This window comes from Micromonospora palomenae, from assembly GCF_007829925.1.
Taxonomy (GTDB): Bacteria; Actinomycetota; Actinomycetes; order Mycobacteriales; family Micromonosporaceae; genus Micromonospora; species Micromonospora purpureochromogenes.
Genome location: NZ_VIXA01000002.1, coordinates 1,387,609 through 1,399,242 on the forward strand (window position 1 = coordinate 1,387,609; position 11,634 = coordinate 1,399,242).

Consider the following 11,634-nt stretch of genomic DNA (forward strand, 5'->3'; position numbering starts at 1 on the left):
CCGGAACTGACCGTCGGGACCGGCGGAGGCAGGAGTGGTCATGAAGATCGGAATCATCGGCTCGGGGCACATCGGTGGGACCCTCACCCGGCGGCTGCGCACCCTCGACCACGACGTGACAGTCGCCAACTCGCGGGGGCCGCAGACCCTCACCGACCTGGCGCAGGAGACCGGGGCCACCGCGGGCACGCTGGAGCAGGCCGTGCAGGACGCCGAACTGGTGATCGTGGCGATCCCGCTGCTGGCCGTCCCCGAACTCCCCCCGGAGCTGTTCGACGGCAAGGTGGTCGTCGACGCCGACAACTACTACCCGCAGCGCGACGGCGACATCCCCGAGCTGCTGGACCGCAGCCTCAGCTCCAGCCGGTGGACCGCCGAGCACCTCAAGGGCGCCCGGGTGGTGAAGGCCTTCAACAACATCCAGGCCCAGCACCTGATGGACAACGGCCGCCCGGCCGGCGCCGGCGACCGGATCGGCCTGCCGGTGGCCGCCGACGACGCCGACGCGAAGCAGCTCGTGATGCAGCTGGTCGACTCGCTCGGCTTCGACCCGGTCGACGCCGGCACCCTCGACGAGAGCTGGCGGCAGCAGCCCGACACCCCCGTCTACGGCACGGACCGCGACGCCGACGGCGTGCGGCAGGGACTGGCCGAGGCGCGGCCCTGAGCGGGCGTACGACAGAAGGAAGCCCCGCCGGCGACCAGCCGGCGGGGCTTCGTCGTGCCTGGGGTCAGGACGGCTCGGGGCCGCAGATGAAGCGGGGCTCGGCGTCGTAGGTCCAGCTGAACTTCTCCCGCTTGACCACCTTGCCGTCCTTCTTGATGACCCGGAAGGCGTCCTGGGAGAACCCATCGCTGCCCACCGCGGCGATACAGGTGGGACCGGGCTCCAGGTGGACCGTCTTCGGCTTGGTGATGTTGCGGCGCGGGCCGTACTCGGTCTTGACGCTGTCGTAGATCTTCGTGCTCCAGATCGACACGGTGATCGTGCTCGACGTGTACGAGGTGTCGATCAGGACGCCGTGCGGGGTGTTGTTGCGGAACTTGAAGTCCAGGTCCGGCCAGAAGATGGTCGACTCGATCACCGCCGGGTAGCGGCTGAAGTAGAACGAGTGCGGCTTGTGCTCGACGTCCTCCAGGCCCGCGTAGTAGGTGGCGTTGAACAGCGTCGTCGTGAACTGCGAGACGCCGCCACCCACGCCGGGCACCAGCTTGCCGTTGACGATCACCGGGGCGTCCTTGTAGCCCTGGTCGTACCCGCGCTCGCCGGTGTGGCCGTTCAGGGAGAACGTCTCACCCGGCTTCACCACCGTGCCGTCGACGTCCTTGGCGGCCTGGACGATGTTCTGGCTGCGCGGCGAGGAGAGCCCGCCGGGGAACCGGGTGGTGAAGGTGGAGACGCGCTCCTTGATGCCCAGCGCGCCGAGCTTCGCTTCGGTCAGCTCCGGCTCGGCCGGCTTGAGCTGGCCGCTGACCGTCCGCCCGTCCGCCTTGGGCAGGACGGCGAGCAGGTCGCGCCCGAGGGCGGCCGAGTCCAGCTGCTGGCCGGCGCGGCCGGGCACCATCTTCGGCTTGCCGCCGGAGATCGTCATCGTGGCGTCCTTCGCCGGCGACTCGATCGCCGCCAGCTTGTCGCCGAGGGCGGCGCGCAGCCGCTTCACGTCCACCCGGGGGGTCAGCTTGCCGGCCTCGTCGGCGGAGAAGCGCAGGCCGCGCGCGATCGCCGCCGGCGGGATGGTCACCGTGCCCTTGTCGGTGGTGAGCGTGACCGGCTTGGCGACCGCCGGCCGGGCCAGCTCCTCGACCAGCCGGTCCACCTCCTCGGCGGTGGTCGCCGGGGCCTGCTCCACCAGCGGCACGGTCACCTGCCCGCCGGCGAGCCAGCCCTTCGTGACGACCTGGGCGGAGTGTTCCCGATCCACCGACAGGGCCGGCTTCGGGTACACCGGCTTCGGGGTGGTGCCGGTGAAGATGATCGCCGGCATGGTCATCTCGCGACCCTGCTCGCCCATGACCCCGCGCAGCGCCGCGTCCAGCCGCTCGGCGTCGACCGTGACCACCGGGTCGACCGTGCGCGAGCCGAGCAGCCGGCTCACCGGGGGCGCGTCGGCCTCGGCGGCCGCCGCCACCGTGGCGTCCACGTCGATGGCCAGGCCCACGTCGGCCGGCCTGATCTCCGCCTTCTGCTCCCCCACCAGCACGGTCAGCGGGGCGTTCAGGGTGGCTGCCCGGCGCTCCAGCTCGGCGCGCAGCTCCCGGGCCGCCTCGTCCCGGCTCCGGCCGCCGAGTTCGGCGCCGAGCACCGTCGTGCCCCGGGGCACGTCCCCGGCGTACGCGTAGGCACCGGCACCGCCGACACCGGCCAGCACCACGGCGGCCAGGCCGCCGGCGAGCAGCAGCCGGCCCCGGCGCGACCTGCCGGGCCTACCGGTCGGCTCCGGCTCGTCGCCCGGCCAGGTCACCGCGGTGACCTGCACCGTGGGCCGGTCGTCGGAGACACGTTTGTCGCCGTAAAGGGTCACAGCCACCTCGATCGGGACGTACCACATGGGGGTTGCGGACCCCCGGAAGACGTCTACGGTAACCAACGCGCAAGCCGGTGGACACCGTGCGGCCGGCCACCTCGCGCACCGCGTGTCGGCCGGACCCACCCGGTCATCCGGCCCGGGTGCCGCCGTGGCACGGTGTGCGGGTGGCAGATCGGGTGCTGGCGTACGGCGGCGGGTGGCTGGACCGGGCGGCGGCGCTGCGCGGCAACCGCGAGTGGATCTCCGCCCGGCTGACCGACCCCGGGGCCGTGCTGCTGCCGCTCTGGCGGGACCACTGCCTCGTCACCGCCGACCAGACGCCGGTTCGGCTGCACCCGGCCGACGCCCCCGAGGTGCTCGCCGCCGCCGAGGAGAGTGTCTTCCTGGGGCTGGACGGCGAGGCTCCGGTCTTCGCCGTGGACCTCTCCGGGCGTACCGCGCCCGAGGCGGCCCGGCTGGCCGGCGCGACCGCCACCGCGGACGTGCGCGCCCTGGTCGCCTGGCTCGACCCGGCCCAGGCGGCGGTGCAGGCGTACGCGCGCGGGCTGCTGCACTGGCACCGGCAGCAGCGGTACTGCGGCAGCTGCGGCTCGGCCACCGTGGCACGCGACGGCGGGCACGTGCGGGCCTGCTCGGGACCGCGCTGCGGGCGGCTGCTCTTCCCCCGGATCGAACCGGCGATCATCGTGCTGGTCGAGGCGCCCGGGTCGCCCGATCGCTGTCTCCTGGCCCGGCACGCCGGCGCTCCCGAGGGGGCGTACTCGACGCTGGCCGGGTTCGTCGAGGTGGGCGAGAGCCTGGAGGACGCGGTCCGCCGGGAGATGGCCGAGGAGGCCGGGGTGACCCTCTCCGCGCTGTCGTACCAGGGCTCGCAGGCCTGGCCGTTCCCGGCCGGGCTGATGGTCGGGTTCCGGGCCACCGCCGCCTCCGAGGAGGTCCGGGTGGACGGCGAGGAGTTGCTGGAGGCGCGCTGGTTCACCCGGGACGAGCTGCGCCGCCGGGTGACCGAGGGGCGGCCGCTGGGCCGGCCCGACTCGATCGATCACCACCTGCTCGGCAGCTGGCTCGCCGCCGGCGACTGACGTCCGCCCGGCCGCTCCCGACGCCGGAGATCAACTCCAGGTCGCCGAAATGGGGGTGTTATTGCCGCCCGGACAACCCGACGTCGCCGAAGTGGAGTGGATCAGATGCCGGGCCGGGGGGACGGGTCGCGGGGGCGCAGCGCCAGCCAGGTCAGCACAGCCGCGGTCAGCGCGGCGGCGCCCAGCGCGCAGGTGAGGATCCCCTCGACCGTGCGCGGCGCGACCAGCACCGCCGCGCCGGCCAGGCCGGCGGTGGCCACCCAGAGCGGGGCGGCCGGGAACCGGGCGCCGCTGGCCACCCGGTCGTTGACCAGCATGAAGACGACCGCGTAGAGGGCGCCGGTGGCGGCGAAGAGCGGGGCCTCGCCGGCCAGGTGCAGGTAGTCGGCGCCGCCGGCCAGCCGGAACGCCAGCTCGCCGCCGAGCGCGGCGGCCGCCACCAGGACCGCGCCGCAGGCGACGATGACCGCCAGGCCCAGCGCCCGGGCCCGCCGGTCGCCCTGCGCCAGCCGGGGCAGCGCGAGCAGGGTCACCACCTGCGGCGCCCAGAGCGCGCCCTTGGTGAGCACCGCGCCGACCGCGTACGCCCCGGAGCCGTCCGCCGACAGCAGCTGCCGGGCGAGCAGCAGATCGGCGTACGAGATGGTGAGCATCGCCAGCGTGGCCCCGCACGCGGTCATCACGTGGGTGGGTCGCAGGCCGTCCCCTGCGACGGACGGTCCCGGGCGGGCGGTGCGGGCGAGGCGGGCCAGCAGCGGCAGGACGAGCAGCCCGGTGCCGGTGGCGAGCAGCAGCGCGGTGACCGGGCCCGCGCCGAGCGCCAGACCGACGATCAGGCCGCCGTAGCGGCCGAGGGCGAGCACGACCATCCCGGCGGAGAGGCGCAGGAAGCGCTGGTCGCCTTGGAGCTCGCCGAGCCAGCGGCCGGCCAGCACGGTGGCGAAGGTGGTGGCCGCGAGCAGCAGGGTCAGCGCCACCGGGAGCCGTAGCAGCACGGTGAGCAGCGGCGCCGCCGCGACCGTGACGCCGGCGGTGACCCCGGCGGTGAGCAGCGCCAGCCGGGCGGTGGGGGTGGGGCCGCGTCGGGCGCGGTGCACGGCGACGGCGATCTGCAGCCCGAAGCCGGGCACGGCGGCGATCGCGCCCAGCGCCAGCACGGTGGCCAGCGCGCCCAGGTCGGCCGGGTCGAGCCGGCGGGCGCCGAGCACCGGCACCAGGTAGGCCAGGGCGTTGCTCAGGGTGGTGGCCACGGTGACGGCGGCGCCGGCGGCACCGAGCCGCGCCGCGCCGGCGTCCCTGCCGATGGTCTGTGTCATGCCGCCCCGAGTGGCCCACGCTGCTCCGACGACCGCGGCTCGCGGCCGACGGCGGCCGCGACCTCCCCGGCCCGACCGGGGAGACGGTACCGCTCGACCGTCCGGCCGTCAGCCCCGCACCCGCGACCCCTGCCCTCGCGGCCGGGAAGGGTCTAGTGTGCTGCCCCATGGCGTCGACGAACGTGGCCGCGGCAGCGACCTCCGGGCTGGCCGCGAAGCTTCCCGAGCGGTGGGTCGCGGACGGGATCCGGCTGGTCTATCCGCGGGTGGAGCCCGAACTGGCCCGGCTGGCCGACTTCGTGCCGCGCGGCGGCACCGCCGTGGACGTCGGCGCCTGGTACGGCCCGTGGACCGCGCGCCTGCTGCGCCGCGCCGACCGGGTCGTCTCGGTCGAGCCGACGCCCCCGCTGGCCCGCCAGCTGCGCACCGCCTTCCCCACCGTCGAGGTGGTCGAGGCGGCCGTCTCCGACCACGAGGGCAGCGCCGCGCTCTACCTGCCCGACGGCGGCGCGATCGTCGGCACCTCGTCGCTGGAGCAGCCGGAGCAGGGCAGCCCGGTGCAGGTACGCCGGATCACCCTGGACTCGCTGGGCCTGACCGACGTGCGCTTCGTCAAGCTCGACATCGAGGGGCACGAGCTGCCGGCGCTGCGCGGCGGGGCGGAGACGATCCGCCGCGACCGGCCGGTGCTGCTGATCGAGGTGGAGGAGCGGATCCAGCCGGTGGAGCCGCTGCTGGAGCTGCTCACCGGCTGGGGTTACCGGGGGTACGTGCTGCCGGAGCGTACCTGGGTGCCGCTGGCCGACTTCGACCTCGGGCGGCACCAGCGGGAGGCGATCGCCCGGGTGGGCCAGAGCTTCGCCCGCCGGGTGCTCTGGCCCCGTCCCCGCTACGTCAACTCGGTGCTGTTCCGGCCGGAGTGACCCCGGCCGGGGGCGTCACTGCTGCGGCGTCGGGGTGCCGATGGCGACCTCGTTGGTGCAGAGCGTGACGTCGGGGTCGGCGACGCTCAGTTCGGCCGTGTCCCCGCCGCCGGTGAACTCGAAGAAGATCTGGTTCAGCCCGGTCTTCACCGGGAACCGCTTCTCCTTGCCGCCGAACCGGAACGTGGCCGTGCTGTCGCCGGAGCTGAGGTAGCCGATCCGGACCACCCAGAACCAGTCGTCGCGCGGCCCGGTGAGCGGCATCCGCACCGTCTCGCCGTCGGTGACCTTCCACCCGCAGGCCTGCTCCGGCCCCGGCTGGACGGTGGGGCCGTCGATGCGGACCGGAGTGATCCGGCCGGTGGGGTCGAACAGTGACGGCGCCTCCGCCTCGGTGACGAAGACGGGCCGCTCCGGCAGGGCGCGGAAGAACGTCGACTGCCGGTTGTACGGCGCGGAGAGCGTGGGCACCACGTCACCGGGGACCGGCTGGTCGAAGAAGACCGTGCCGGGCGGGGCGGCGGCCAGTTCGGCGCGGACGGTGTCCAGGTAGGTGCGCCCGGCCTTGACCGCCCACTCGTCGCCGAACCGGGCGGTCGTCCAGGCGGTGCCGAGACCCCCGGCGACCAGGGCGAGGGCCAGGCCGGCGGAGACCGCCTCCCGGTGGCGTACCAGCACGGCCGGGGGCGGCGGGTCGTCCGGGTCCCGGCCGCCGGTGAACGCCGCCAGCCCGGCCGGCCGCTCCGGCCGGTCGACGGGCGGCTCGGTGGGGGTCGGGTCGCCGGTCCGGTCCGCCGGGTCGGGCGCGGCGCTGGGCGCAGCCGGCGGAGTGCTGGCCGGCGGGGTCGTGGCGGCGGCCGCGCCGGCGCGCTGCGGTGGCGCGTCGAACGGTCGCGCGGCCGGCGGACGGACCGGGGGCGGCAGATCGTCGTCGTCGTACTCGGCGTGCAGGACGCCGTGGCCACGGTAGGCGGCGGCCGGCACGGCGACCCGGGGGGCCGGCTCGGGGCCGGCCGGGCGCTCGGCGTCGGCCGCCACCGGCTCGGGCGCGGCCGACCGGTCCGGGTCCTCGTCGTCGGTCGCCGCCTCCCCGGTGGTCGCCGGGGTCCCGTCGCCGTCCACCGGCGCGGCATCTGCGTCGTCCGTGGCCGGGCTGGTCTCGTCGGCCCGGTCCGCCGGGGCCGGCTCGGCGGGGGCGAACCGGTCCGGCACCGGCCGCAGGCCGAGCAGCGCGACGCCGATGCAGAGCGCGGCCACCACCACCACGTCGCTGACGTACCGGGGGACGGCGCCGGCGACGTCGCTGTAGATCGAGCCGAGCCGGGTGGCGCCCAGCAGGGCGGTCACCAGGGTCAGGTACGACGCCAGCAGCAGCCAGGCCCGGCCGGCGACCCGGCGCAGCCGGACGGTCAGCACCACCAGCACCAGGAAGGCCGCCCAGGCGATCCACCGGCCCAGCTCCGGCGGCGCGGTCACCGGGGCGCCGTCACCGGCCGGCAGCCAGCGCCACGGCCCGCCCAGCAGACCCGGTACGACGGTGGAGCCCAGCAGCTGCCAGAGGAAGGAGAACACCTCGTTGAGCGAGTCCGGCCGGCGCAGCGACGACTCCGCCCGGGAGCCGTAGAGCGCCAGGAAGCCCAGCGACATGGCGGTCAGCAGCAGCCACGACGGCCAGTACCGGCGGACGGTGGTCAGCACCGCCCGCACCGGCGGGCCGCCGACGAAGAGGAACGCGGTCAGCAGGAAGACCAGCGGCACCACCAGCAGCGCCTTCTCGAAGAAGAGCAGCCCGAAGAGCACGGCCAGGCCGAGGGTGACCAGGTGCCGCCGCCGGCCGGTGCGCACGTACCGGACCTGGGCGCCGACCGCGAGGACCATGGCGATCTGCATCGGCAGCATGTTCACCCCGACCGCCCACCAGGAGGTCGCCTCCAGGGTCAGCGGGCTGAACAGGAACACCGCCAGCGGCACCAGCAGCGCCCAGCCGGGGCGGACCAGGGTGCGCAGCAGCCGGGCGAAGCTCACCGCGAGCACCGCCTGGGCGGCGGTGAGGAGCAGGACGTACGGCCAGTAGGCGAGGCCGGCCGCCCGGGTCACCAGCCAGGTGGCCAGCAGCGCCGCCGGCATGAAGTGGTTGTTGTACAGGGTCAGCAGGAAGCCCGGGGTCAGGTCGGCCTCCGCGGCCCGGGCGATCAGCACGTAGTCGTCGACCGCCAGGTAGCCGCGGGAGGCGAGCTGCGCCCGCCAGACCAGGCTGACCAGGATCATGGCGACGGCCACCGCCCGGACCGGGTGGACGCGTGCCCAGCCGCCGATGAGGCCGGTCCCTTCGGGGGAGGTGGTCGTGCCGGTCGATGCCATGGCGGGAAGACTGCCACACCGGCCACCTGGCGTCCCATCAGGTCATCGGGTGGTTCCCGGTCGTCGCCGGAGCGCGGGCCGGGGCCGCGTACAGTGGCGAGCCACCACGGCGCGGTCGGGTCGCGCCCGGCAGGCAGGTGGGGGTCGAGGGATGCGTGGACGGCTGGTGCCGTACGGCGTGGCCGCCGCCGTGGCGGCGGTGGTGCTCGCCCCGCTGGCGCTGCCCGGGTACGTCCTCATCTACGACATGGTCTTCGTCCCCCGGCAGGCGTTGAGCTGGGACGTGATCGCCCCGGCCTCGGCGCTGCCCCGGGCCGTGCCGCAGGACGCCGTGGTCGCGCTCGCCACCCAGCTGATGCCCGGCTGGCTGCTGCAACGACTGGTGCTGGTGGCGATCCTCTGGTTCGCCGCGCTCGGCGCCGCCCGGCTGGTGCCCACCACGCGCACCGCCGTACGGGTGGTCGCCGCCCTCGGGTACGCCTGGACGCCGTACCTGGCTGAGCGGCTGCTGCTCGGGCAGTGGGGGCTGCTGCTGGCGTACGCGATGCTGCCCTGGCTGGTGGCGGCGGCGCTCGGGGTGCGCGCGGGCCGGCCCGGGGCGCTGCCCGGGCTGCTGCTGGCGGCGGCGGTCTCCGCGATCACCCCGACCGGCGGGTTGATCGCCCTGGTGGCGGTGGCGGTGCTGGTGCCCGGCCGCTACCCCGGCGCGGCCCGCCGGGCCGGCACCGCGCTCGCGGTGACGGTGCTGCTCAACGCGCCGTGGCTGGTGGCCGGGCTGGGCAGCGCCACCGGGGGCCGCTCCGACCCGGCCGGGGTGCCCGCCTTCGCCGCCCGCGCCGAGAACTGGGGCGGGTCGCTGGTCGCGCTCGCCGGCACCGGCGGGATCTGGAACGCGCTGACCGTCCCGGCGTCCCGCCAGGCCGTGTTCGTGCCGCTGGCCACCGGGCTGCTGCTGCTCCTCGCCGGGTACGGCCTGTCGCTGCTGCGCCGGCGCTGGCCGGCCGGCGCGCCCGCCCGGCTGCTGGTGCTGGCCGCCGGGTCGTGGCTGGTGGCGGCGCTCGGCGTGCTGCCCGGTGGGGTCGCGCTGCTCGGCTGGCTGGTCGACACGGCGCCCGGTGGCGGGCTGGTCCGCGACGGGCAGAAGCTGCTCGTCCCGTACGCGCTGGCCCTCGCGGTGGCCGTGGCGCTCGGCGCGGAACGGCTCGCCGACCGGCTGGCCACCCGGTTCGACCGGACCACCGGGACGGTGCTGCTGGTCGGCGCGGCCATGCTGCCGGTGGCGCTCCTGCCCGACCTGGCCTTCGGGGCGCTCGGCCGGTTGACGCCGGTGCACTACCCGGCGGACTGGGCGGTGGTCGCCCGGCAGGTGGCCGACCGGCCGGGTGAGGTGATCTCCCTGCCGTTCCAGGAGTACCAGCGGTACGCCTGGAACGGCGGCCGGGTGGTGATCGACCCGGCCCCGCGCCTGCTGTCGTCGCCGGTGCTGATCGACGACACCCTGTGGGTGGGTGACGTCGCGGTCGGCAAGGAGGACCCGCGCGCGGCCCAGGTACGCGACCTGCTCGCCGCCGGCCGTCCGCTGGCCGCCATGGGGGCGCGCTGGGTGCTGGTGCAGCGGGCGTCGGGTCCCGCCGTGCCCGTGGCGTCGCTGGTCGGGCTGCGGCTGGCCCACGCCGGCCCCGAGTTGACCCTCTACGAGAACCCGTCCTGGACGGCCCCGGCCGGGCGCGACGGACCCGGCCCGGTCGGTTACGCCCACCTGCTGGCCGGAACGGTGGTGTTGGCCATCGGTTTTTCGGGCACTGCGCAGGTGCTGCGGCGCGTGGTAGCGTCCCGGCACGCGAGTCCCGCGGAAGGAGAAGGTGGATGAGGAACCTGCCCGCGTTCGTCGCCGTCGGGGTACTCGGGGTCGTGCTCGGCCTGCTCGGCAGCGTCGGTCTGGCGAATGCGCTCAGCCCGTCCGCCAAGGAGGCCGCCAACTCGAAGGTGAGTGAGCAGAGCTCCGAGAGCACGCTGTACGGCACGCGCTGAACCACCGTCGACCGGGGCGTCCGCTGATGCGGGCGCCCCGGTCGCGTGTCTGCGGCAGTTCGCGCGCCGGCCGTCAGCGGGTGGCGGTGAGCCGGGCGACCAGCTGTGCGAAGCGTGCCCCGGTCGCGGCCCAGGTGAAGCGGGCCGCGTGCGCCAGCGCCGCCTCACCCATCGCCTTGCGCCGCACGTCGTCGGCGAGCAGCTCGCGCACCTGGTCGGTGAACTCGGCCTCGTCGTCGACCAGCAGACCGGTCTCGGTGTCGACCATCGCCTCGGCGACGCCGCCGGCGTAGCGGAACGCGACCGTCGGGGTGCTCCGGGCGGCGGCCTCGACGATGGTCAGGCCCCAGCCCTCCTTGAGCGAGGGGGTGAGCGCCAGCCAGCAGGAGGAGAGCACCTCGTGCTTCTCCTCCTCGCTGATGAAGCCGGTGAACCGGACCCGGTCGGCGACGCCGAGGGAGTCGGCGACCTCCCGCAGCGGCTGCTCCCACCAGCCCTGACCGGCCACCACCAGCTCCAGCTCCGGCAGCTCCCCGGCCAGCTCGGCCACCGTGCGCATCGCGATCTCGACCCGCTTGTGCGGCACCAGGCGGCCCAGCACCAGCAGCGACGGGTGGGCGGTGCGGGGCAGCGGCGGGCCGGTCACCGGCGGGGTGCCGTTGGGCACCACGTCGATCCGTTCCGCGTCCACCCCCAGCTCGGCCAGCTCGGTGCGGCTGGCCTCGGAGACCGTGACGTAGCGGCAGCGCCGGTAGAGCCGGACCGCCAGCCAGGACTCGATCCACCAGCCCAGCCGGCACATCCACGGGCCGAAGACCACCGGCCACTGCTCCCGGTGCACGTGGTGCACCAGGGCGAGCACCGGGCGGCCGGCGTACAGCGGGGCGAAGAACGGCACGCCGTTGCAGACGTCCACCACCAGGTCCGGCAGGCCGCCGCCGCGCCGGCCCAGCGGGCCCAGCCCGAAGCGCCCGGCCAGGTAGGTCAGGGCCGCGCGGGCGTACACCGTGTGGCGGCCGCCGCGGCGCAGCACGCGTACGCCGTCGGGGTTCGTCTCCTCCGGGCCGCCCTCCGAGTGGGCGGCGCAGAGCAGCGTCACCCGGTGGCCGGCGGCGACCAGTTCGGCGGCGATCCGCTCGATGTAGACCTCGGAACCGCCGCCCTCCGGGTTGCTGGTGTCGCGCCAGTTCAGGAACAGCACGTGGCGAGCGGTGGTGCTGCTGGAGGTGTCCACGCTGCTCCTACCGGTCAGTAAGTGGCACGATCGCGCCACCCTAGGGCGGCCCGGGCCGCGTACGCAATGGGTCGGACCGGCAGCGACGATCGGATAACAGCTCGTCGACCGGGGGTTTGCCGGGGACCCGAAACCTTGGCAGGGTGTGTCAGCGCGGCA

At 75.4% G+C, this 11,634-nt stretch carries 9 protein-coding genes; 5 read left to right on the plus strand and 4 right to left on the minus strand.

Annotation, left to right across the window (positions count from 1 at the left end; translation table 11 throughout):
• The first annotated feature begins 40 nt into the window (after positions 1-40).
• Positions 41-667 carry an NADPH-dependent F420 reductase gene (locus FHX75_RS17640; RefSeq protein ID WP_154941249.1) on the plus strand — a complete coding sequence of 209 codons (627 nt, stop codon included), beginning with the start codon at positions 41-43 and terminating at the stop codon, positions 665-667.
• Positions 668-731: 64 nt separating this feature from the next.
• Here FHX75_RS17640 and FHX75_RS17645 read toward each other — a convergent pair whose 3' ends face one another.
• A complete protein-coding gene (locus FHX75_RS17645) occupies positions 732-2,528 on the minus strand; it encodes a VanW family protein (RefSeq protein ID WP_170285392.1) in 1,797 nt (598 codons plus the stop codon).
• Between the two features lie 158 nt (positions 2,529-2,686).
• On the opposite strand from FHX75_RS17645, the gene nudC reads away from it, so the two are divergent.
• Positions 2,687-3,610 (plus strand): NAD(+) diphosphatase, encoded by a 924-nt coding sequence (gene nudC, locus FHX75_RS17650; RefSeq protein WP_154941250.1) that lies wholly within the window; start codon positions 2,687-2,689, stop codon positions 3,608-3,610.
• Positions 3,611-3,711: 101 nt separating this feature from the next.
• Here the strand turns inward: nudC and FHX75_RS17655 are convergent, their stop codons facing one another.
• Entirely contained in the window at positions 3,712-4,926 is a 1,215-nt protein-coding gene (locus FHX75_RS17655; RefSeq protein WP_154941251.1) for a polysaccharide biosynthesis protein, read from the minus strand.
• Between the two features lie 167 nt (positions 4,927-5,093).
• Here FHX75_RS17655 and FHX75_RS17660 point away from each other — a divergent pair, with 167 nt between their 5' ends.
• Entirely contained in the window at positions 5,094-5,849 is a 756-nt protein-coding gene (locus FHX75_RS17660) for an FkbM family methyltransferase (protein WP_154941252.1), read from the plus strand.
• A 15-nt stretch (positions 5,850-5,864) separates the two neighbouring features.
• Here the strand turns inward: FHX75_RS17660 and FHX75_RS17665 are convergent, their stop codons facing one another.
• A complete protein-coding gene (locus FHX75_RS17665) occupies positions 5,865-8,210 on the minus strand; it encodes a hypothetical protein (RefSeq protein ID WP_154941253.1) in 2,346 nt (781 codons plus the stop codon).
• A 151-nt stretch (positions 8,211-8,361) separates the two neighbouring features.
• Here FHX75_RS17665 and FHX75_RS17670 point away from each other — a divergent pair, with 151 nt between their 5' ends.
• Positions 8,362-10,080 (plus strand): MmpA family trehalose lipid delivery protein, encoded by a 1,719-nt coding sequence (locus FHX75_RS17670; protein WP_154941254.1) that lies wholly within the window; start codon positions 8,362-8,364, stop codon positions 10,078-10,080.
• Entirely contained in the window at positions 10,077-10,241 is a 165-nt protein-coding gene (locus tag FHX75_RS30840; RefSeq protein ID WP_157745799.1) for a hypothetical protein, read from the plus strand. Before FHX75_RS17670 ends, FHX75_RS30840 begins: the two co-directional genes overlap by 4 nt.
• A gap of 73 nt (positions 10,242-10,314) precedes the next feature.
• On the opposite strand, the gene FHX75_RS17675 is transcribed toward FHX75_RS30840, so the two are convergent.
• Positions 10,315-11,475, minus strand: a complete 1,161-nt coding sequence (locus FHX75_RS17675; protein WP_154941255.1) for a glycosyltransferase family 4 protein — start codon at positions 11,473-11,475, stop codon at positions 10,315-10,317.
• Between the last annotated feature and the right edge of the window lie 159 nt (positions 11,476-11,634).

Excerpts from the sequence above, each read along its gene's own strand:
- FHX75_RS17655 (WP_154941251.1), bottom strand. The coding sequence starts at position 4,926 with ATGACACAGACCATCGGCAGGGACGCCGGCGCGGCGCGGCTCGGTGCC.
- FHX75_RS17670 (WP_154941254.1), top strand. The coding sequence starts at position 8,362 with ATGCGTGGACGGCTGGTGCCGTACGGCGTGGCCGCCGCCGTGGCGGCG.
- FHX75_RS17640 (WP_154941249.1), top strand. The coding sequence starts at position 41 with ATGAAGATCGGAATCATCGGCTCGGGGCACATCGGTGGGACCCTCACC.
- FHX75_RS17665 (WP_154941253.1), bottom strand. The coding sequence starts at position 8,210 with ATGGCATCGACCGGCACGACCACCTCCCCCGAAGGGACCGGCCTCATC.
- FHX75_RS17660 (WP_154941252.1), top strand. The coding sequence starts at position 5,094 with ATGGCGTCGACGAACGTGGCCGCGGCAGCGACCTCCGGGCTGGCCGCG.
- FHX75_RS30840 (WP_157745799.1), top strand. The coding sequence starts at position 10,077 with ATGAGGAACCTGCCCGCGTTCGTCGCCGTCGGGGTACTCGGGGTCGTG.